Here is a 24,329-nt window from a genome sequence, read left to right as displayed (position 1 = left end):
GTTTGACGCTTGTGAAATTGCAGTTTCTGGTCGACAGAATGCAGAGATTACGGCGACCAACTCAGATCGGTCTTTTGCTCCGAGAGCGTCCAAAGTTTGGTTGCCGCTTCTTTGTCGAGAGCACACGGGTCCAACTTACACTCACCGACCGGGCCGACCGTATCAGCTCGTTTTGTGGGGCCATAGAGTTTCTCAGACTCGACATGCTCCTCTGTCGCGCACATGACTTCGGGCCAAGAACCTCTCTCCGCAGACTGTGCGATGACGCGAGAAAGGATTGACCAAAGAATTTTATTGAAAGTGCTAGCCGTGTCCTTTAGCAGATTGGTTCGTGACGCACCGGGGTGACAGACCTGAACGATCACGTTTCTGTTCGCAGCTTTGACACGCCGTTGTAATTCATAAGCGAACATCATCTGTGCGAGTTTGCTCTGAGCGTACGCGTTCCAAGCGGTATAGTTTCCGTCGAAGTTCAGGTCTTCGAACTGAATCCTCTTGAGTCCCATCTTGTAAGCGTTACTGCCAACGACCACGATGCGTCCTGCCGATTCCTCGATCCGCTCGAATAGCAATCCGCAGAGCAGGAAATGGCCAAAGTGGTTCACGCCGAGTTGGCTTTCGAATCCGTCGACGGTGAGCTCATGTTTGGCCACCTGCGCGATGGCGGCGTTGCAGATGAGTGCGTCGATACGAGGGACCTTCTTCAAGGTCTCCGCCGCAGCTTCCCGCACGGAATCCAACGCAGCCAAGTCCATGCGTATCAAACTCACATCCGCGTTTGGGCCAAATTCCTGTTTCAGGGTTTCGATGGCCGCGGCGGACTTTTCGACACTGCGGTTCATCATCACCACTTTCGCCCCCTTGGACAGGAACACCCGAGCGGCCTCAAATCCCGCTCCATTGTTGGCGCCAGTAATGACATAGGTCTTACCATTGAGGGAACCAAGACGCTCAGGTGTCCAGCCAGTTGGTCCGAAATGTGTGTCAGTGGTAGACGGCATGTGGTTCTCCCGCTGAGTCTCGTTCAAGCCTTGGACACTGTTGTTATCAGCGCAAACGCAAGCGGTGTGCCAGAGTCCGTCGATTTCGCAGAACGCAGGGTTTCGACCTGATTTGCGCGGATCGGTCGCTGATTGAGTAGCAAGGTTGTCCGCATATGCGCAGGTTGCGGACGATGGCTGTCAACATGCGGACAGACATGGTAGAGATTGGCCGACGATGTTTACCAAACGGGATCTAGCCCTCGATCCCGTGTTGTTTCATCATGCGGTAGAGTTTGCGGCGTTCGACGCCGAGGATACGGGCGGCGGCGGATTTGTTGCCGTTTTCTCGTTCGAGCACTTCCTTGATGTGTTCTCGTTGAAGTGCCATCAGCGAACCTTCTTGGTTTCTGAAGTCCGTTGTGCCGACTGAGGGCTGAGGCTCGAATTCCTCCGGCAAGTCTTCAATCGAGATGCGTTTGTCAGCGAGAATCTTCGCCCGCTTGATCGTGTTGATGAGCTGCCGAATGTTACCCGGCCATTCGTACGATTCCAGCGCAGCGCGAGCATCGTCATCCAGTTCGTAGTCGTCACCGACAAAGTGGTCGACGAGCAAGCGAATGTCGCCTGCTCGGTCTTTCAACGGTGGAAGCTCGATGGTCAAAACGTTGAGGCGGTAATATAAGTCTTCGCGAAAACGCCCTTCCTCGACTTCCTGTTTCAGATTGCGGTTTGTGGCAGTGACGATGCGGACATTCGCGCGGCGTTCTTTCTCAGAGCCAACGCGACGCATCGAGCCGTCTTCCAGCACACGCAGCAGTTTCGGCTGAAGTGCCAACGGCAATTCGCCGACTTCGTCGATGAACAACGTGCTACCATCGGCGACTTCAAATAGACCGATTTTCGCCATGGTCGCGCCGGTAAAGGAACCCTTCTCGTGACCAAAGAGTTCGCTTTCGACCAGTTGCTCGGGCAGCGCGGCACAATTGACCGTCACCATCGGGCGATTGGATCGCGAACTTCCTTGATGGACTGCTTGAGCAACCAATTCTTTTCCCGTTCCGCTCTCTCCTTCGACTAACACCGGAGTATCGGTTGGGGCGACGCGTTCGATCAGCCGGAAGACTTTCTTCATCGGCTCCGACTCGCCAATCATTTTCACAGGCGGGCGTTTCGTACGGTCGATCACTTCGCGAAGTTGCGTATTCTCCTTCCGCAACTTTCGTCGTTCGAGAGCCCCCAGACATCGCCGCTCGAGTTCGTCCATGGGAAACGGCTTCGAAAGAAAATCGAACACTCCCCGTCGCATGGACTCCACCGCATTCTCGATCGTTCCTTCACCAGTCAATACGATGATTTCGGTCTCAGGGTTGACGTCTCGCATCCGCTGAACGAGTTCCAGTCCACTCAGACCGGGAAGATTCCAGTCGAGCACCGCGATGTCGAAGTCACGTTTCTGACATTGCGCAATTCCGTCCTGACCACTCGTCGTATGCGTGACTTGATGACCATTCCTCTGAAACCAACGCACGAAGCCGGCCGCAAAATCTGCATCGTCGTCCACGAACAGAATGTCAAATGTATCGCTGGACATGTGAGGTCGATTGGGTGTGGAACAAAATGCGGTAGAATGCCCCAATTGTACGAAAAACGCCGCAGAACAGGCAGTCTTTCTATTGATCGTACGGGCATTTGGCCTCCGAAAGTTTTTGGTGGTCACTCGAAACCGCCAATTTGTGATGAGAACGCTCATGAATGCTCAAGACTTGCTCGAACTCGATTTGCGGGGCCAAACGCGAGTGCTAAAACAATTGGCTCAGGGGGCTTCGCTGGACAAAGTCCTTCAAACGCTCGTTGAAGTCACCGAAGAGTCTCGCCCGGACACGATTGCATCCGTACTGTTGGTCGACGAAGAAACAGGCCGCCTGCGAAACGGCGCGTCGCGTCGGCTGCCCAAGTCGTACTGTGAGGCGATCGACGGAGTGATGCCCGGTCCGGATGTCGGTTCGTGCGGCACGGCTGTGTACACCGGCCAGCGTGTCATCGTGGAGGACATCAGCACCGACCCGCTGTGGAAACGGGAGCGCAACATTGCGTTACGAGCCGGTCTGCGTGCCTGCTGGTCCGAACCGATTATTAGTTCGACTGGCGAAGTCATCGGGACCTTTGCCATGTATTATCAAAGTCCTCGCGCGCCAGATGAAAGTGAGTTGGAATTCGTTTCGAGCAGCGCCAACTTGGCGGCACTCGCGATTGGCCGCGTGCGTTACCAAAATGCCGTCGAAGGCGAACGCGCGATGTTGAAGACGATCGTCGGAGCGATTCCCGATGCATTTATCGCCTGCGATCTCGACCGCACGATCCAGCACTTCAGCCGCAGCGCCACACGGTTGTTCGGGTATGAACCCCAAGAGGTCATTGGCCAAAAGACGAAAATATTCTACGCCCACCCATCAGACTACGATCGAATGTTCAACGAACGCTTCAACACAAGCGTCGGGGAAAGTCTCGAGGTTGTCGAGATTCAGTGGCGACGGCGAAACGGCGAGACGTTTCCCGGCGAGCTCGTGGGAACAACCATCCGCGATGAACAAGGTAAGCCGATCGGTTTTCTCGGCTTGATCCGCGATATCACCGAGCGGAAATGCGCCGAAGCCAAGCTCGCTGAGAGTCAAGACAAACTCGTCCGGGCCGAGCGACTGGCGGCGATGGGGCAAATGGTCTCGGCGATTGCTCATGAGAGCCGGAATGCGCTCCAGCGTATTCAAGTCGCCGTCGATGTGCTTCAGTACGAAATCGAAGAAGGGTCAGAAGCACGAGACGATCTCGACCGCATCAGCCGAGCCAAGGCGGACTTGGAACACCTGCACAATGAGCTACGCAGTTTCGCCGGCCCAATTCAGTTGATCACGTCGACGTGCAACTTGTCGGAAATCTGGCGACAGGCGTGGACGAACCTCCAAGTCGCACGAGCCGGTCGCGATGCAACACTCATCGAGAACACGGACGAAGTCAACTTGATTTGTGAGTGCGACGCCTTCCGACTCGAACAGGTTTTTCGCAACTTGTTCGAGAATTCACTGGCAGCATGTAGTGATCCGGTACAGATCACGGTGACGTGTCAGAATATGGACATCGACGGTGGCTCCTGTGTCTCCGTTTCAGTCCGTGATAACGGACCGGGTCTGTCGGAAGAGATTCGTTCGCGTGTTTTTGACGCGTTTCACACGACAAAAGCCAAAGGAACGGGTCTTGGCATGGCAATTGCGAAAAGGTTCCTCGAAGCACATCACGGCACCATCGATATCGGCGACGGTTACAACGATGGTGCGGAGTTCGTCATCACTCTGCCGCGAAATACCCAATGACTGCTCGCCTCAAAATCGTAATCGCCGATGACGAAGAAGACATTCGTCAAGGATTTCGCCGCTTGCTTTGCAAGCTTGGCTGCGAAGTCGTTGGTGAAGCCGCTGATGGCCGAGAACTGGTCGAAGTATGTCGTTCGGCCAAGCCCGACCTTGTGATTACCGACATCCGAATGCCCGAAATGTCGGGAATCGAAGCGGCCCGGAAGATCGCTGAGACGCAGACGATTCCGGTGATTGTCATCTCCTCGTACGAATGTTCCGCCGACGAAGACTGTGCATCCATCGCGGATTTTCTTCTCAAACCCGTCAGTTTATCGGACTTGGAAGCAGCGATTGCAAAGGCCTGTCCTGCGTAGAACTAACGTCGCAGTGGTCAACTCGGGACGCGAACGACCGGGGACTGCTGGTCCGGTTGAACTGCGCGTATATGGGCAATGTCGCTTCGAGAGTTGTCCGCAAATGGGCAGGTCTTTGGCGATGAGTTGAGCGAAAAGCGGAATCCCGCGGGTTTCGCGAAAAGGCACGGGCTTTGCTTTTGGAGGTTTCGACTTCGCGGGTAAGGGGGGAACCTTTCGTCGCCAGCGCATTGACTCGTACCAGACTACCGAAAGTTACGATGCAGAATCTCACCACCTTTTGGCTCCTGCTGCTTGCGATGGCGGGGTGCAGTTCTCAGTCTTCAGGTCCACCGCCGCGGCCAACGCCGACAATGACAATCGCTCAGCCGGTGGTAAAACAGATCGTCGAATGGGACGCCTACATGGGGCGTTTGGAAGCGATCGACTTTGTGGAAATCCGTGCACGCGTAAGCGGCTATCTTCAATCGATTCACTTCGACGAAGGTCAGATCGTCAAAGAGGGTGATCTTCTGTTCGTGATCGACCGGCGTCCGTTTATTGCCGAGTATGACGGAGCCCAGGCATCGCTGAGGCAAGCGGAATCTCAGTTGCAGCAGGCGAAGGCACAACTGGAACAAGCGAAGGCTCAGAAACTCCAGTCGGATGCTCAATTGACGCTCGCTGAAGCGCGGGTGAAACGTACTCGTCAATTGGCGAGACAAAACGCAACGACCGAAGAGGAACTCGATCAGCGTGAGGCGGAATTCCTTCAGGCTCAAGCCGACGTTGAGGCGAGCAAGGCGGGAATCAGTTCGGCAGAAGCTGCAATTGTTACGGCCGGTGCCGCCGTCGCATCGGCTGAAGCGGGTGTTCAAGCAGCGCGGTTGAATCTGGATTACACGCGGATTCACGCTCCGGTCGGTGGTCGCATTAGCCGTGAAGGTGTGTCTGTGGGAAACCTCGTGAGCGGTGGGACAGCGACCTCCACGTTGCTGACGACGATCACATCGGTCGCGCCGATCTATTGCACCTTCGACGTGAACGAGCAGGAGGTGCTCAAATACGTCCGACTGGCTCTATCCGGCAAACGCGAGAGTTCCCGGGTCGCCAAGAATCCGGTTTACCTGGGTTTGGTCGATGAGAAAGGTTTTCCTCATAAAGGTCATATGGATTTCGTGGATAACCGCTTCGATTCCGGGACCGCCAGCATGCGTGCACGCAGTGTGTTCCCGAACGCCGACGAAGTCTTGGTGGAAGGGATGTTTGCACGGATTCGGATTCCCGGTAGCGCCTCTTACAAAGCTGTGCTGATTCCTGATTCCGCGATTGGCACCGATCAGTCTTCGCAATACGTCTACATTGTTGTCGATGGGAAAATCCAACGTCGAAGCGTCGTTCTTGGCCCGATTGTCGATGGGCTGCGAGTGGTACGCGAAGGCCTAATTGGTGACGAATCGCTGGTTATTGAAGGACTGCTGCAAGCCCGTCCTGATATGGAAGTTAAAACCAAGGAAGGCACGATCGAGGTCATCGAGGACGGACTTCCCGATGACTACGAACCTCTGCCACCCGAACAATGGATATCTCCAGAGCCCGATCCGCTTCCTGAGTTCAGCGAAGTTGCCCGAGACAACGAAGTTGGCTCACCTGAACTAGGAGGCAACCCCCAATGAAGTTCCCTCACTTCTTCATCGAGCGACCAATCTTCGCGACGGTGCTTTCGATTTTGATCATGTTGGTCGGCGGGATCACTTATTTCTCGCTTCCGGCGTCCCAGTACCCCGACGTTGCCCCCCCGACGATCTTGGTACGTGCCAGCTATCCCGGTGCGACTCCCCAAGTGATTGCGGATACGGTCGCTACGCCGATCGAACAGGAGATGAACGGCGTTGACGACATGCTCTATATGGAATCGTCGTCGAGTGCCGACGGCACCATGCAGCTGACAGTGACGTTCAAACTCGGGACCGACCTCGATGATGCCCAGGTGCTTGTGCAGAACCGCGTCGCCGTTGCGGAAACTCGATTGCCGGCAACGGTTCGACAAATCGGAGTGACGACAACAAAGCAAATTCCCGACATGCTGATGGTTATCCACCTGACGTCTCCTGACGAAAGCCGAGATGACCTCTACATCAGTAACTTCGCCTTCCTACAGGTTCGCGATGCATTGATGCGACTTGATGGCGTTGGGGATATTCGTATTGCGGGCGGCAATGAATACGCAATGCGAGTCTGGCTGGACATCGAAAAGATGACTCACGTCGACCTGACGGCGGGCGATGTGATCCAAGCGATTCAACAGCAAAATGTGCAGGTCGCGGCCGGTGTTATCGGTCAACCTCCGCTCGACAAAACGGGGGCGTTCCAGCTTAACGTCACCACGCAGGGGCGACTGAAGGACGCGAAGGAGTTCGGCAACATCATCGTCAAACGGGGTGACGATGGTCGGGTGACTCGCTTGAGCGACGTGGCCCGGTTGGAACTTGGTGCGCAGGATTATTCCCGCCTGAGTTATCTCGACGGAAAACCGGCTGTCGCTGTGTTGGTCTACCAACGCCCCGGAACGAACGCTGTCGACACGGCTGCCGAAGTCAAACAGACAATGGCCGAACTGCGGGAAGATTTTCCGGAAGGCGTCGGCTACGAAGTTGCTTACAACCCAACCGATTACGTCGAAGAGTCGATCAATGAAGTGTTCAACACGCTGTTGATCACAACCGCGTTAGTTGTGCTGACTGTGTTTATCTTCCTCCACAACTGGCGACCGACCATCATTCCGGTCATCGCCATCCCGATTTCCCTGATCGGCACATTCGCCGCGATGCAGGGGTTGGGAGTGACACTCAATACGTTGTCGCTCTTTGGTTTGGTACTGGCGATCGGGATTGTGGTCGATGACGCGATCGTGGTGGTCGAAAACGTGGAACGGCTGATTGCTGAGGGACTGTCACCTCGCGCGGCGGCCCATAAAGCCATGGACGAAGTCGGTGCAGCACTGATCGCAACGACGCTCGTCTTAATTGCGGTGTTCGTTCCGACCGTTTTCATCCCCGGAATCAGCGGCCAGTTTTACCAGCAATTTGCTTTGACCATTTCTATTTCGACCGCAATCTCGACTTTCGTCTCACTGACGCTGACACCGTCGTTATGTGCATTGCTCTTGAAACCGAAGACTAGTGACGAATCCCTCGCTGAAGTCGATGAGACAAATGGCAAAAAACGCGGGACATTCCTGTCCCGGTTTGTCGGTCGGACGCGACGTTTCCTGACACTTCCGGCCCGACTCTTCAATCGAACATTCGATACCGCGAGCAACATCTACGCGGGTATCGTCTCGCGAGTGATCCGGACTTCCTTCGTTGCATTGCTGATTTATGCGGGGCTGCTCGCCTGCACGTGGTACAGTTTCGGCCTTGTTCCGACGGGGTTTATTCCCGAGCAGGACCAAGGCTACCTGATCGTCGCGATTCGGCTTCCCGACGGAGCGGCGTTGTCGCGTACGGATGAGGTGACAAAGCGAGTCGCCAAGGCAGGCAGCGAGATTGACGGAGTTGCCCATGCCGTTGGAATCGTTGGTTTATCGGGTTCGACGTTTACGATCACGCCGAATGCAGCGGTGTCATTCCTCCCGCTTGAAGACGCCAAGGAACGGGCCGCTCGTGGCCGCGACGCCAACACCATTGCTGCCGAGGTGCGAGCCGCTGTGAGCGAAATCAACGAAGCGGAAGTCTTCATCATCCCGCCGCCACCGGTCCGTGGGATTGGTCGTGGTGGTGGATACAAGATGTACGTGCAAGATCAAAGCGGAGCCGGACTCGAAGCACTGAGTCAAGTCACCGACAAAATGGTTGCCGAAGCGAATCAGCAACCCGGCGTTGTCCAGGTGTTTTCCAACTTCCGGCTCAGCGTGCCACAAATCTACGCCGACGTGGATCGAACCAAGGCGCAGATGCTGGACATTCCAATGAGCAACGTGTTCGAAGCCCTGCAGGTTTACCTCGGTTCTAGTTACATCAATGACTTCAACATTCTCGGCCGGACTTACCGGGTGACCGCTCAGGCAGAACCGGAATTTCGCGACGAACCCAGCGACATCCTTCGATTGAGAACCCGTAGCGCACGGGGCGACAGTGTGTCTCTTGGCAGCATCGTCGAGGTCAAACAAACCGTCGGCCCGGATCGTCTCGTCCGGTTCAATTTGTATCCGTCCGCTGACATCAACGGCAACACGGTTCCGGGATTCAGCACGGGGCAATCGTTGGCGACGATGGAACGTCTCGCTGACCAAATTCTGCCGCCGGGCTTTGGCTACGCATGGACCGAGATCGCCTATCAGGAGAAACAAGCCGGCAACACAATTGTGTTTCTATTTCCGCTGGCGGTCTTGTTTGTCTTCATGACATTGGCGGCTCAATACGAGAGCTGGCTGCTGCCGTTGGCAATCATCTTGATTGTTCCGCTTTGTTTATTGTTCGCGATCATCGGCATCTGGTTCCGTGGCATGGACAACAATATCCTCACGCAAATCGGTTTCATTGTGCTGGTCGGTCTGGCGTGCAAAAACGCGATCCTGATTGTTGAGTTCGCCAAGCAAGAAGAAGACGCCGGCAAAGATCGGTTTCAAGCTGCCATCGATGCATGTCGCCTACGTCTGCGGCCAATTTTGATGACCGCTTTCTCGTTCATCCTCGGCGTCATCCCATTGTTGATCGCGACAGGAGCCGGCTTTGAAATGCGTCGCGTGCTCGGAACAGCAGTCTTCAGCGGAATGCTCGGTGTGACGCTGTTTGGACTGTTTTTGACACCGGTCTTCTATGTCGTACTGCGTCGGTTCGCCCGCAAACCGGGACAATCGGAATCATAAAAGTTCACTGTAACGGAATCCGCGGACAAGGAGTTACCTCCGACCAAATCAATTGATCGATTGAGAAGGTCGTAGTCCTCCCCGTTTGAGCACGACGACCAACTTCAAGCAACATCTTTGAGGGACACGGAGTCATACCGTGTCCCTTCAATCGTTTGATATTTCTGACAGATCGATGAAAACGTAAGTTGTTCCAGATTGGCGATCGTGCGCGGTGTTATTCGTGTCGAGTTGCGGTAAAAATGGTGGCAATGCCGACATTCGAAATCGACTTGCCCACGAATAAGCTCTCCACGAGGAAAGACTCCATGCCCCGATCCGACACGTTCTGTAGCCGCGCTTCTCTTGGCGTTCGGACGATATTGGTTCTCCCGGTTGTCGCTGCCCTGATGTCGTTGCTTAGTTCGACACTCATAGCTCAAGAATCGAATCCGCGAACAAGCGGCGATTCTGCCGATGTCACGACAGCGGACGTAATCGTCTACGGTTCGACACCCGGCGGTTTTTGTGCCGCCATCGCTGCTGCTCGCGAAGGGGCTTCGGTCATTCTATTGGAACCGACCGATCATGTTGGCGGAATGAATACAGGCGGTTTGAGCCACTGCGACTCGAACCAAATGGTTCGCAGTACGTTGATGGGTTTGTTTGACGAGTGGCATACACGGATTGTGAAAGATTACACCGCTCGCGGCCTCAAACCGCCCTATAACCCGGCGACAAAGGATCAATCTCGGTGGACTTTCGAGCCACATGTGGCGATGCGAGTGACCATGGAGATGCTCGACGAGGCTGGGGTCAAAGTGCTCACGGAACGCTATCTGAAATCCGCCCAGAAAAATGGTCCACGAATTACGTCGTTGGTCACAACGAAGGGGACGTTCACAGCCAAAGTGTTTGTAGACGGCACTTACGAAGGCGATTTGATGGCCGCTGCGGGAGTCGATTGGACGATCGGCCGTGAGGGTCGCAAAGAATACGGCGAATCGCTCGCCGGGAAGCAGTACCCGAAGTCGAAGATGAACATTGACGGATTCGATGCTGAAAGCCGACTCTTGCCATTGGTCACCACCCGCACTCCGGGTAACGAACTGGCGGGCGACGACAACATCATGACTTACAGTTTCCGGTTGTGTCTTACCGAAGATCCTGCCAATCGCGTGCCGATGCCCAAACCGACGGATTACGATCCGACGAAGTTCGAGATCGTCCGCCGGGCGCTCAAAGCCGGAGAGAAACGCGTTGGCTTCGACCTGTACCCGTTACCCGGCGACAAACTCGACGGCAACAATTCGATCGGAGGACAATTTTCCATCGGGCTGGTCGGCGGCGGTAAAAACTGGCACTCAGCTGATGAAGCGGGCCGACAGAAGATTTGGAAAGCTCATAAACAGTATACGCTGGAGTTCTATCATTTCCTGACGAACGATCCGGCAGTGCCCAAATCGATGCGGGATCGCTACGCCAGACTCGGCCTCTGCAAGGACGAGTTCGCCAACTACGACCACTTCTCACCGGCACTCTACGTCCGCGAATCGCGACGGATGAAGGGCCTGTATGTCATTAGTCAGAAAGACATTCTTGAGACTCCCGAGAAAGACGACGCAATTGCGATTTCGTCGTTCCCGATCGACTCACACGATTGCCAACGGATCGCACTTGCCGATGGAGGGGTGATTAACGAAGGGACGATCTTTCCCGTGCGGCGAAGCAATCCCAAGCAGGGCTACGCGTATCACGTGCCTTATCGGTCGATCCTGCCGAAGCCGGAACAGTGCAACAACTTGCTGGTCCCGGTTGCCCTGTCTTGCACGCATGTCGGCATCTCGTCGTTACGAATTGAAGGTGCCTGGATGGTCATCGGCCAAGCAGCCGGCATTGCTGCTGCGGTTGCCACGGAACAAGACATGCCGGTACAAGAACTTGCGTACGCGAAGCTCCGGGAGCGGTTGCTTGCACAAGGACAAGTTCTCGAGTTGCCTGTTATTACAGAATTGCCCATCCCTAACGAGTCGATTGCCGCAGAGTCGTTGCCGGGAATCGTGCTTGATGACACCCAAGCGGAACTCACTGGCAATTGGTCACGATCGACGAACTTCAAGCCCTACATCGAGTCCGGTTACGTCTTCTCTGGAGAGAAAGATTCCAAAGCGGACGGCGACGGGAAAACAACCGCGACCTTCCGATTCCAAGCTCCAAAGTCTGGCCAATACCAATTGCTGATCGCTTACTCCGCCCACGAAACCCGTGCGAAGAATGTCCCTGTAACAGTCTCCTCCGGGGACGACCGAAAGTCCTTTGAAGTCGATCAAACCAAGCCACTACCCTCCGGAAAACGCTTCCGCCCAGTCGCCACCATCGATCTTCAAGCAAGTATGGAAACCGTAATCCAAGTCTCAAACGCCAAGACGACCGGCTTCGTCATTCTGGACGCCCTTCAACTATTACCGGTCAAAACAAACTCAACCGAGGAAGATTAGTTCGGTTGCTATTGAACAAGTTAACATGCAACGCGGGCATTAGCCGTCCCCAACGAGAGCGCTACGCCGATGCCCTTCGGCGTTCAAACTGCTTTCGCGTTCATGGTACCGGTGAGGGATCGACTGTGTGTTCTGATTCGCTCCGGATTATCTGAGGTCTGTGATCAATCAATTCCAAAAGCTCCGGTGAACCCCTCTGGATGAAAGACTTGAAATCCCTGTCCTTCGTCAACTCCAATGATTGCTGAATCGAGAATCCGATTCCCGCAGACCTCATTCGAAGAGAAGGCTTCCATTAACTCGGAAATACACTCAGTGGACTCAACTGCCACAAAAACTGCCAGATGGTCGCCATCCACATAGTCATAGCCGTTGCGCGATGTAACCAATCATCAAGCCCTTTTGTGACAGCATGAATGGTGTCTGATCTATCGCCATGCGTGTCCTGACGGTGGCGCGTAAACTTCCATAGATCTCTCAAGTCATCAGCGACGGCGAGCCAACGGCGTATTCTCCGGAGACAAGGACATGATTCGTCTCGATGGGTGTTTCTGACTCGTTCGAAAAATTTTGGCCCCATTGTGGTTCGGCTTACGCCTTATACTGATGGACCTATCTTAGTCATGTGAAACGTTTCGGGCCTTTACTAAACACGTGCTCACAGTGAAAGAATCCCAGCCTGATTCTCTTTCGATTTTTGTCCGGCGAGCTGAGGACCTCCCCGATGGATACCGGCAGCTTATCGAGCATGCAGTGGATCGACTATACGCGTTGACCGGACGCATGCTGAATGCTTATCCGCATCTCCGTCGCTGGGAACAGACCGATGACGTCTTTCAGATTGCTGTCATGCGGCTGTACCGTTCCTTGGAGAGCGTCCGCCCCGATTCGGCAGCGCGTTTCTGGGGGTTGGCGGGCACTCAGATCCGTCGAACTCTGATCGATTTGGCTCGACAGCACTTCGGTCCTGAGGGAGCGCATTCGCGATACCGGAGTGATGGCGTCAAACTGAAGGAAATCCAAGACGGCGGGTCGGCGTGTACCAACGCGATGCAACGGAACGATCTTTTGGGAATCGATGATTGGATACTGTTCCATCAAACTGTGGAAACATTGCCCGTGGAAGAACGGGAGGTTATGGAGTTGGTGTGGTATGGAGAACACAGCCAACCAGAAGTTGCGGAGATGCTGCAGATCTCACTGAGAACAGTCAAACGACGCTGGCGGAGCGCTCGCCTGAAAATCGCGGAAGTACTGAAAAGAGAAACTGACTTCAATTGAGGCTCTTGATGTCTGACCCTTTGCCGATCGATACCGACGTTGTCGACTGTCTGCTGGACCACTGGGAAGAACTGCGTGAGGCGGGCATCTCGATCGATGTGGCCGAACTTTGTCGTGAGCATCCTAACTTGGTCGAAGTTGTCGCCGAGCGGATCGATCTCCTTGAATCCATCGATTGGCTTGTCGACGAAGGAAGGGATTCTTTCGAACTGAAGCCGCAACAGGGATTATCGGGTGGGTTGCCGAGTACGACGATGTCATCCGCTGAGTTTCTCGACATGGTTCACGGTTCTGGTTTGCTGCAGCCCGAGAATTTCGAGACTCATGACGGGTCCGCTGATGTGCTGGCGTCGTACGATATCCCTTCCAGGAGCGGGGCGCGAGAGACCGCGGAGTATCTCATTTCACAGGACTTGCTCACCCCGTATCAGGCTTCGATTTTGCTACTTCGAAGTCCGATTCCACTGGTTGTCGATCGTTATGTCATCCTGGATGAGATTGACTCCGGCGGCATGGGGCAAGTCTTTCTCGCTCGTCACACAGCCATGCGACGTGATGTGGCTTTGAAGATGTTGCCTCTCGAATGTACCGACTCGGAAAGTCGGGGTGCTCGTTTTCGACAGGAGGTTCATGCCGCCGCTAGTTTGACACACCCTAACATTGTCGCGGCATACGATGCTCAGGAATCGCACGGCAAGCAATATTTGGTCATGGAGTACGTTCGGGGCCTTAACCTGTCTCAATTAGTGGTTCTGAAAGGACCTTTATCGGTTGTGGACGCGGTGGACGCCGTTGTGCAAGCCGCTCAAGGACTCGCTCATGCCCACGAACGTGGTATTGTCCACCGTGATGTGAAGCCTGCCAATCTGTTGATAACAGACGACGGCACGGTGAAGGTGGCGGATCTTGGGCTGGCTCAAATCTCTCATGTTCCGACGAATGCTCAGCAGAATCCGTCGGGCTCTTTGACAGAGCAAGGGCTTATTCTGGGCACCGTCGCTTTCATGTCGCCTGAACAGGCACTGGATACGAAGTCCGCTGACGAGCGTTCCGATATTTACAGTCTGGGTGCCACACTGTTTTTTCTCCTGTCTGGTGATCTGCCTTATGCGGGTGATACTCCGATGAAAACGATCATCGCTCATCGAGAGACCCCCGTTCCTTCTCTGCGGACCAAACGCAGGAATGTGCCGCGGGCATTAGACGAAGTCTGTCACAAAATGCTCGCCAAGCGTCCGGCGGACCGGTTCCAGACGATGAATGAAGTGATCGAAACATTACGAGCCCTCCCGAACTCGGAATCATGTGATGACAAGCCACAGCCAGGGATCACGGTCTCTGGCGACACGCAACCCATGGCTTTGGTCAATGAAGACACGCAGGTCGATCATCCCGCGATTCCGTTCGATATGGTTTCTAAACCTCAGGCATCGGGCAGTGAGCAAAACCGATTTCCCTGGGCCGTGCTCATTCTGGCGTGTCTTGGAGGATTGGGAATCCTAGCCGGCATCGTTATAACGATCGGCAACGAGGACGGGACCACTACCGAAATCGACGCGGGAACGCCCAAAGAAATTGTCTTAAACGAAGTCGGGAAGCCTCCCAAAGTAGTTTATAGTGATGCCTCCGTGAAGACGCCCGCTAACCGAACTCCTGCCTGGAAACCCCCACCAGCGGATCAACCACTTCCCGGTCGGATTTTTGCACCGGCTGCGGTGCCCGGGTTGCGACGATGGCAACTGCATCCGCGTCGTTTGTCCGCGAATGTCAACTGCATGGCTTGGCATCCTGCAGGGAACCTGATTGCCTGTGGGACAAGCCAAGGCGTCATTCGGGTCGTCGATGCGAACTCACTCGAATTACAGCACTGTTTCTTGGGGCACACTCGTTCCGTCACTTCCGTAGCATGGCATCCCGGTGGTTCGATACTCGTCTCCGCCAGCCAGGATGGAACCGTGCGTTGGTGGGGCGTCGATAGGCAAGTCGGACCAATCTTGAAAGCTCATCAGGGCGAAGTACATCAGGTCGCCTGGAGTCAGGACGGCCGCAAGTTGGCGTCTGCCGGAGCCGATAGCAAAGTGCGAATCTGGAATTCCGATGGGACGCCTTCCACAGTGCTCGACTACCGGACCGGAGGCGTGCTTTGCGTTGCATGGGGACCCGATGATCGGCGTATTGCGACCGCGGGCGACGACCGCAAGGTTCGTCTCTGGCATGCCGACGGTACTCCCGAACGTGTATTCGAATCGAAACGCGGCTCCGTAGGGAGATTGTGCTGGCTCGGTGAGGATCGGTTAGTCGGAAAACTGGGTAGCGAAATCTACATTTGGAACACGAGAGGCGAAACTCAGTCCCAACTCATCGGTCACAGCAAAGGGATTTATGATATGGCCATCAGTCCCAATGCCAAACAGCTCGCGACCGTCGGTTATGATCGGACCCTCCGTTTCTGGGGTGCCGATGGAGCGACTCAATACCGAGCTTATCTACCAGGAACGGTTCGCTCGGTTGCCTGGAGTCCGGACGGGCGACGAGTCGTCACGTTCGACAGTACTCGATCGCTTCGTATTTACAGTTCGACCGCTCGTGGACTCATCAGCCGAGTTGCCGATCTTGGCTTGGTCCCATACTCCGTCGCCACAAACTCACAAGGCGATGAGATTGTGTGTGGCATGAACGGGGGGCAAGTCTATCAACTCGGATCCGATGGGGCCGTGAAGAATCGGATCAATGCAAGTACCGATCGGATCTGGGCCGTGGCCTGGAATCCAGCGGGAACGCAGTTTGTGACCGCCGGCGCTGATATGAAGGTCCGCATTTGGAACCGAGATGGATCGGCCAGTTCGACGTTGAAAGGCCATACCGGCGTCGTGTCTTGCGTCCGGTGGAGTCCTAATGGTCGGTGGATTGCCAGTGGAAGTGGCGATAAAACGATCCGCCTATGGGATGCGGCAAGCGGTGAGGCCGGACCGGTCCTGAACGGTCACACGGGACCAATTCGCGAACTCGCCTGGAGTCAGGACAGCAGACAATTGGTTTCCTGTGCTGTTGATCGTTCAATCCGGGTTTGGAGTCTTGAAGACGAAACACACCATGTGTTGGCTGAGACGGACCGTATCGTGATATCCATCGACTGGAGTCCCGATGGAAAACAAATTGCTGCCGGTTGCTCGACCGGATTGACTTATGTGTATTCGGCCGACGGCAAGAGTCAGAAGCAACAAACGCTCAATGGTCGTTCGCGGACCTATGTTCAAGGAACTCGCTGGAAGTCGGATGGTTCTCGGCTGGCGACGGCTCAGGGGGACGGCATCGTTCGTCTCTGGAAGAACGATGGTTCAATCGACCGCGTCTTGATCAACGATTCGAACGAATTGCTGGCGATTAGTTGGGCTCATACGGTCGATCGACTCGCCACCGTTGCAGACGGATGTACCAGCCAACTCTGGGATGTGGCCGCCGGTCGGCCGTTGTGGACCGCGATCTTTCTCAAGCCCGATAAGCTCGCAACCTGGGATGCGAGCGGTCATTTGATCGCAGGCGACCCTGAGGTCATCGAACAGGAGATCGTCTATATCGTCGAGCATGACGACGGTCGCCAAGAACTGCTCAAGCCCTCTGAGTTTGCCAAATACGAAGCCCAAGCTGCGAAGTAAGTTCATCACCCGTCTCGTTCAGAGAACTTTCTGCCCCCACAAGTTGACGTCAAGTGAGAGCCACGGCTTCGGTTCCTTGACGGCGATTTTGCTTTGATAGTCCGATTCGGCTACGGCGGAAACCACTGGCTTTCTGCATCGACTGAGTGGGGACGAGCCACGGCCATCACACCTCGTCTGCATTCGCTACAGGCCACAACTTTCGCGCTACCGCTGTTAATCGGCCTTTGCAGGTTTTTCGCAACGCCCCCTGTGAACGATGGCAGTTGGGACCGCCTGGTGACATGAACCGTTCTCGATGTTTTTCGAGAAATCAGGTCATTTTTGTTGGCCCTAAGTCGAGTTGGCTTTCGCCTATCCCAATAGCCGGGACTTTGATTTCAAACTCTGAATCAAATCTCTTAACAATCGCACAAGCCCTCTCACGCCAGTTTGCTGCGTGGCGATCGGGTTGACCGCCGGCAGCCCTGCTTCACCGCCCGTCGGGTTTTTCCACGAAAGTCGAGACCGCTATGTACTTTGACTGGCTCCAAACACTGAAGACACAATGCCGTTTCCGCTCCGTCAAGAAAAGCCGTCGTGCACGCACGCGGATTGGCGTGAGTGAAGCTCTCGAACAACGTGTGATGCTCACGACCAACGTGGCTTTGGTTGGTTCTGATCTCGAAATTCGCGATGGTTCCTCCGCTGGGGAAGCCAATGACCTCACATTGTCTGTGAGTGGAGGGAGCCTAGTCATCAGTGAATCGACGAATCAAATTGACGTGACAGGTATCGCCGGAGCCACTGGCAGCGGAACGAATGCTGTAACAATTCCACTGACAGCGTTCACTGGCGATGTCGTCGTCAACGCACTCGGCGGCGACGACACAATCGACATTTCCGCATTGGGTAGTAATTTGCCGGGTGGATTGATCATCGATGCCGGACTTGGCCTCGATACTGTCAACCTGAACGGGACATTGTCTTTGCGGTCGGATGAGAGTTTGAATATCCAAGCGGATACCATCAATCTCACAGGCAGTACCTCCGATGTGAGCACCAGCGGAATCGGCACTATCAACTTGACCGCTGACCGCAATATCGAATTGAGTGTCGACAGCAGCCTTTCGACAGTGAACGGGGGGATCACACTAAACGCCAACCCCACGGGCACAACCGCCGGTACTTTCGTCGGCTTGAAAACCGATTCTGCATCGATTCGTACCAGCGGCACGGGCAATATTCTACTGACAGGTAAAGGCGGAGACGACAGCCTCTCGCAAGACCTCTATGGTATTCATCTCGTCAACACCTCAGTGCAGTCGTTGTCTAATAGTGCAACCGCCGGCACGATAACTATCGATGGCGAAGGCGGCGATGGGACCCGCTCGAATAATGGAATCGTCCTTTCCGGTTTCAATACCGCCGTAACCAGTTTCAAGGGCGACATCCAGATTGTCGGACAAGGAGGCAACGGCACGGAATCATCCAACTTCGGGATTCAGCTTGGTTTCATCGATGAAATTTCGTCGCGTGGAACGGGACCGGATGCCGCCCGCATCTCGATCCTGGGAACAGGGGGCACGGGCAAATACGACAGTCTGGGCATCATGATGTCGGGTAGCAATTCCGAAGTGAAAAGCATTGATGGAGACATTGCGATCACGGGACAAGGCGGCAACGACAGCCAATCAAGCCATATCGGAATGTTCATCTTCAATTCTATGAAGATTCGGTCGACAGGCACAGGACCGGATGCCGCCGACATCACCCTGACCGGAACCGGGGGCACCAGTCCGTTCGGTGGCTTGGGACTCTTTCTTCGAGGCCCCAGCATGGAAATCAGCAGCAGCGCGGGTGACATTACTCTCGTTGGGCAAGGAGGGACGGCCACCAACGGAAGTTCCTCGAGCACCGGGCTTTTCATGCAGTCGTCGCCGACCGCGCGTGTTGGTACAGGTCAGCTTTCCATTCAGGGCACGGGAACCGGAAATTTCGGACCGGGGATTTCGGACCAAAATGGTGCCCAGTTGCTTTCCACAGGTGCGGGATCGATCGAAATTACGGGCGTCGGCTCGGGAACGAATTTCAGCATCGGGGATGCGGCGTTGATCGGGGGACCGACCGCGACCGGTCCTATTACAATCAATGCCGACACACTGAGTTGGGCTGCGACCACTCAAATTCAATCCAGCGGCGCATTGACGATTCAACCGCGAACAGCGGGAACGACAATCGGCCTCGGCGGCGGGACAGGGACTCTCAATCTCACCGACAGCGATCTTGCCACACTTGTTGACGGCTTTAGTTCCATAACAGTTGGAAACGCCACCTCCGGTGATGTCACCATCGACACGGCAACGTTCAACGATGCCCTCCACTTAGTGACCGGAGGCGAGATTCATGACCACGCAGGTGTAGACCTCACGCTAGCGGTTGGCGATTCCGTGACGTTGAATGGAACCGTCGCTCCCGGACTATCGCCTGGTGCGTTGACGGTGACCGGAGACGTTGTCCTCAATAATGGGGATGTTCTGGCCATCGAAATCGACGGGACTGCTGGGGTGGGTCTCGCTGGTGGGCACGATCAAATCATCGCCACCGGTCGTGTTGACTTAGTCGGGACGGTCAACTTGGCGTTGAGCGGCACCTATACTCCTGTCGGTGGCGAGAGCTTTACGATCATCGAGCGAACCGGAGGAACCGGCACGTTTGATGGCCTGCCGGAAGGAACCATTCTCACAAATTTTCTTGGGACAGCGTTAGATGCCACCATCACTTACACCGGTGGTGACGGCGACGATGTGGTTCTCTCAGTCATTCCACCTCCCGAAACGAGAATCAGCGTTTTGGGGAACGACCTCGTCATTGAAGATGTCAATGGCGGTGTGAGCAACGACCGGCTTAACTTCAGTGTCAGTGGAACCAATCTGGTCATTAATGACCCGGCGAACGAGCTTGAAGTCATTGGCATCGCGGGAGCCACCGGGAACGAAACCCATAAGGTCACGTTGCCACTGAGTGCCTTCACCGGCAATGTGATCGTCAACACTTACGGTGGTGACGACACCGTCGATGTCTCCACCCTCGGTAACCGCTTGCCCGCAGGGTTGTTTATCGACACGGGCACCGGTCTCGACAGCGTTGACCTGAATGGAACCATCAATCTGGGAAGCGGAAATCTGGACGTTCATGCGGATACGATCACGCTCACGAGCAGCGCTTCGGACATATTCACTTCCGGCAGTGGGAGTATCAACCTGTCCGCCGACCGGAACATCGCTCTGAATTCCGGAAGTTCCCTGACGACCGTCGATGGGGGCATCACACTCACCGCAAATTCGTCGGGCACAAGCGTCGGCAGTTTTTCCGGAGTTTCCGCAACTTCTGCTTTCCTGCGAACGAGCGGGACGGGCGATATCGTCGTTCTCGGGAAGGGCAGCGATGACGCTACGACCGGTAGTCACTTCGGAATTCATCTCAACAACTCTTCGATCATATCCTCCGCCATTGGTCTCTCAGCTGGAACCATTTTGCTTGACGGTGAAGGCGGAGCCGGGACCACTTCGAACGTTGGGGTCTTTCTTCAGGGAACAAGCAACCGTGTGAGCAGTGTCGATGGAGACATCGACATCCGTGGTCAGGGCGGGAATGGCACGCAAGGCTCGAACATTGGCGTGAACGCGTTTTTCATCCGTGACATCACGTCGACGGGGACTGGCGCCGATGCTGCAAACATTACGATTACGGGAACGGGCGGCGCGGGCACGGCGGGCAACTCGGGAGTTATCTTGCGGGGATCCAGCACTGATGTGACCAGCGTCGACGGCGACATCACGATTGTTGGGCAGGGTGGAGTTGGAACGAGTTCGACGAACTTCGGTGTCTTTGTCGATCAGATCGATACGATTGCCTCGACTGGTGCCGGGATGGATGCGGCGACCATCACGATTGAGGGGACCGGGGGAGCAGGGTCGGCATCCAATTATGGTCTGTTGATTCAAGGGGCAAACACAACAATCGTCGGCAACAACGGCGACGTGACGCTGTCGGGCAGGGGCGGTTCCGGTCTGTCCTCATCGAGCCACGGCCTCTTACTCAAGCAAGGGCCGACTGTTCAGAACAACGCAGGAAATTTGTCCGTTCTTGGAGTCGGTACAGGGACAAACTCGATTGGGATCTCTGCCGACAACGGGAGTGCAGTGCAGTCTGTGGGCTCCGGCGAGATCGAAATCACTGCTGAGGGGACTTTGACAGATTTCGTCACCAACGGCAGTGTCGTGGTGGGTGGTCCCTCCACAGGCCCCTTAGCAATCACCGCCAATACCGTTGATTGGTCGACGGGCACTCAACTCCAATCAACCGGTTCGCTGACCATTCAGCCGCGAACGGCGGGAACATCCATCGGCCTGGGCGGTGGCTCGGGTACGTTGAACCTCTCAGATACCGAACTCAACTCGCTAGTGGATGGCTTCAGTTCGGTGACCATTGGGAACGCAACTTCTGGCGACATTGACATCGACACCGCCGCCTTCGCCGACTCAACCACACTGGTGACTGGCGGGACGATTCAGGACCGCTCCGGAAACGACCTTACGCTGACCGCGGGCGATGCCGTGACCTTGGATGGCGATGTCACGCCGGGGGTGTTGACGGTGACCGGTCATGCCGTGTTGAGCGATACGGTCGAAATCGAGATCGGCGGCTCCACTCCTGGAGAAGGTGTCGGTTTCCACGACCAAATTAACGTAAGCGGATCTGTGACGATTGGGCCCAACGTTGCCTTGTCAGTCAATAGTGTCAGTTACACGCCGACGGCATCCGACGAATTAGTGACAATCGACAGCGGAAGCGGCGTCTCGGGCACTTTCAACGGTTTGCCGGAAGGAAGCTTGCTGCCGAACTTTTTGAACTCAGGAACGGACTTCCGAATTACCTATGTCGGCGGTGTCGATGGTCATGACGTCGTTCTGCATCGAGCAAATAGTGCTCCCATCGCCACAGACGATGCCGACCTCACCGAGGAAGACACCGTATTGTCCGGCGTCTCGGTGTTAGCAAACGACACCGATGCCGAGAACGATCCATTAGTCGTGATTGCTCTGAACGGGAATTCGGCAAACATCGGACAAGCAACGGTTTTGGCCTCGGGAGCCACAGTCACACTCCACGCGGACGGGAGTTTCGTGTATGACCCGACGACGTCGACAACGTTTGATTCTCTGCCATTTGGCCAATCAACGGTCGATAGTTTTGGCTATTCAATAACAGACGGCAATGGGCTATTTGATACCGCGACCGTCACCATTACGGTCGTTGGTGTCAACGATGCTCCGACTGTGACGAATGCCGGTGACGTCGTGGTTGACGAAGGTCAGACCGCGACCAATTCTGGCACATGGAGCGACGTGGACGCCTCGAACTCCGTAACGCTGACCGCTTCGGTCGGCACCGTCGTCAAGAATGCCAATGGAACGTGGAACTGGAGTTTTGATACCAACGATGGTCCCGATCAATCGCAAAACGTTGTGATCACCGCTAACGACAGTTCCGGCGTCACCACGCAAACAGATTTCGTCTTGACGGTTGCGAATGTAGCACCAACGTTTGTGTCGGTTCCACCCGATCAAGCGATCGATGAAGGCCAACTGCTCAGCTTGACAGCTTTGGCGACCGATCCCGGCGCGGAGTTGCTGACCTATTCTTGGAACTTCGGTGATGGCACGACCGCTGTCGGAAGTGCAGTGTCTCACGCGTATGCGGACAACGGTATTTACACTGTCGCCCTTACGGTGACAGATCCGGATGGAGGCAGTGACAGTCATTCCTTCAATGTCACTGTCGCGAACGTGGCTCCCACCACAGTTCTAGCGGGCCCGAATGTGGCAGTCCGCAATCATTCCGTCACCTGGTCGGGAACCTTCACCGACCCAGGTTCGGCTGACACTCATCAGCAGTCCTGGGTCATCACAAATAGTTTAGGGACCATTGTCACCACCGGCACAGGTAGCTCTCTCGACTACACTCCCAGTGACTTGGGAACCTTCACTGTCCAGTACACCGTCAACGATGACGATGGCGGCTCGCATAGCTCAAATCTGACGTTCGACGTCTTCGCAGCAGCAGTGATCCCGACCCCCAACAATCCCAATGAGTCGCTTCTGGTCATTGGTGGTAGCGACCTCGCCGAGAAAATCTCAGTCCGGCCTCAGTCAGGCGGCGGAATCCGTGTCGATGTTCGAGAACGTCACTCAAGCGGCGCAGAAACAATCCGGAACCTAGTCTTTGCCGAAGCCGTCAGCGAGGTATTGATCTATGCCGGTGGTGGGAATGACATGGTTCAAATTCATTCTCAACTGCCCCTCGGCACGACGATTTATGGGGGTAACGGAGCAGATTTGATCTTTGGTGGTTCTCAGGCAGATACCATCTTCGGGGAAGCCGGGGATGACTATCTCTTTGGACGTGGCGGCAACGATCACATTGACAGCGGGGATGGCAATGACAAAATCTGGGGCAACGCTGGAAACGACGTCATTCTGGGGGGGTCCGGGGATGACCGAATTTCCTCTGGCTTAGGCGATGATGTTGTCTATGGCAATGCAGGAGATGACTGGATCTGGGGACAAAACGGTTCCGATCAACTCTATGGGAACGAAGGACGCGATATCGTCCTCGGTGGGAACGGCGACGACCTGATATGGGGAGAAGCTCACGACGACAAGCTCTACGGTCAAGCCGGAAACGATCAAATCTGGGGCGGAGATGGCAATGATGTAATCAGTGGAGGTTCCGGCAACGACACTCTTTCCGGGGGATCGGGAGATGACGTGCTCTATGGAGAAGCTGGAAACGACATGTTGATTGGCGATGATGGCAACGATGTCCTCTTCGGAGGCAGCGGGCACGATACCCTCGACGGCGGAGATGGCTCCGACGTTCTGTTCGGCGGCCCAGGACACGACCAACTCATCACAGATCATTTCGACGCCGTCTTCACGCACTGGCATTTCTTCTGTTGAGAACGGAACACAACGTTTATGACTACTTAGCTTGATCTAACAATACCGGTTGAATAGTTGCATACCGATAATGGCTGAAGCGAAACGATGAAATGCTCGATCGAAGTCGCCGCGGCGATCCAACAAATTTTCGAACCGAGGAGGGTACATGCCCCAGCGACCATGCTGGGGCTAGTTCGAATCGATTCCTCACTGGCCCTCAGAAGACGACTACGTTTTATCGCGGGCTCAGAGGCCGCTAGCTCATCACGGCCCTGGCAGTTGTTGAAGCGATCAAAGGCAGATTGCTTAAGACTTCCTTGCCTTCGCAATGCCGCACCAGGGCGATCGTAACCCATCGAATGAGTCGAGCCCTAGT

The 24,329-nt window shown here is 55.2% G+C and carries 10 protein-coding genes; 8 read left to right on the top strand and 2 right to left on the bottom strand.

Features of this window, described 5'->3' with window-relative positions:
- Positions 1 to 47: 47 nt before the first annotated feature.
- Positions 48 to 1,001, bottom strand: a complete 954-nt coding sequence (locus AC5DDB_RS25120) for an SDR family oxidoreductase (RefSeq protein ID WP_491742510.1) — start codon at positions 999 to 1,001, stop codon at positions 48 to 50.
- A gap of 235 nt (positions 1,002 to 1,236) precedes the next feature.
- Entirely contained in the window at positions 1,237 to 2,574 is a 1,338-nt protein-coding gene (locus AC5DDB_RS25115) for a sigma-54-dependent transcriptional regulator (RefSeq protein ID WP_491742509.1), read from the bottom strand.
- 157 nt (positions 2,575 to 2,731) lie between these two features.
- Between AC5DDB_RS25115 and AC5DDB_RS25110 the strand changes: the two genes are divergently transcribed.
- The 8 genes from AC5DDB_RS25110 to AC5DDB_RS25075 all read left to right on the top strand — a co-directional run bounded on the left by AC5DDB_RS25110 (position 2,732) and on the right by AC5DDB_RS25075 (position 23,971).
- Positions 2,732 to 4,348, top strand: a complete 1,617-nt coding sequence (locus tag AC5DDB_RS25110; RefSeq protein WP_491742508.1) for a GAF domain-containing protein — start codon at positions 2,732 to 2,734, stop codon at positions 4,346 to 4,348.
- Positions 4,345 to 4,704: a response regulator gene (locus tag AC5DDB_RS25105; protein ID WP_491742507.1), complete on the top strand. Its 360-nt coding sequence runs from the start codon at positions 4,345 to 4,347 to the stop codon at positions 4,702 to 4,704. The genes AC5DDB_RS25110 and AC5DDB_RS25105 overlap by 4 nt, the downstream gene beginning before the upstream one ends.
- A 260-nt stretch (positions 4,705 to 4,964) precedes the next feature.
- Positions 4,965 to 6,359: an efflux RND transporter periplasmic adaptor subunit gene (locus AC5DDB_RS25100; RefSeq protein ID WP_491742506.1), complete on the top strand. Its 1,395-nt coding sequence runs from the start codon at positions 4,965 to 4,967 to the stop codon at positions 6,357 to 6,359.
- Positions 6,356 to 9,553: an efflux RND transporter permease subunit gene (locus AC5DDB_RS25095; protein ID WP_491742505.1), complete on the top strand. Its 3,198-nt coding sequence runs from the start codon at positions 6,356 to 6,358 to the stop codon at positions 9,551 to 9,553. The genes AC5DDB_RS25100 and AC5DDB_RS25095 overlap by 4 nt, the downstream gene beginning before the upstream one ends.
- A 308-nt stretch (positions 9,554 to 9,861) precedes the next feature.
- The gene (locus AC5DDB_RS25090; protein ID WP_491742504.1) at positions 9,862 to 12,030 is read left to right on the top strand and encodes an FAD-dependent oxidoreductase; all 2,169 of its coding nucleotides are present in this window, start codon (positions 9,862 to 9,864) and stop codon (positions 12,028 to 12,030) included.
- A gap of 654 nt (positions 12,031 to 12,684) precedes the next feature.
- Positions 12,685 to 13,311 (top strand): RNA polymerase sigma factor, encoded by a 627-nt coding sequence (locus AC5DDB_RS25085; RefSeq protein WP_491742503.1) that lies wholly within the window; start codon positions 12,685 to 12,687, stop codon positions 13,309 to 13,311.
- A gap of 8 nt (positions 13,312 to 13,319) precedes the next feature.
- Positions 13,320 to 16,967, top strand: coding sequence for a protein kinase domain-containing protein (locus AC5DDB_RS25080; protein WP_491742502.1), 3,648 nt, complete (start codon positions 13,320 to 13,322; stop codon positions 16,965 to 16,967).
- A gap of 512 nt (positions 16,968 to 17,479) precedes the next feature.
- Positions 17,480 to 23,971, top strand: a complete 6,492-nt coding sequence (locus AC5DDB_RS25075; protein ID WP_491742501.1) for a PKD domain-containing protein — start codon at positions 17,480 to 17,482, stop codon at positions 23,969 to 23,971.
- Positions 23,972 to 24,329 lie beyond the last annotated feature (358 nt).

The organism is Thalassoroseus sp. (assembly GCF_984380535.1).
This window is presented reverse-complemented; position numbering and strand designations above follow the sequence as displayed.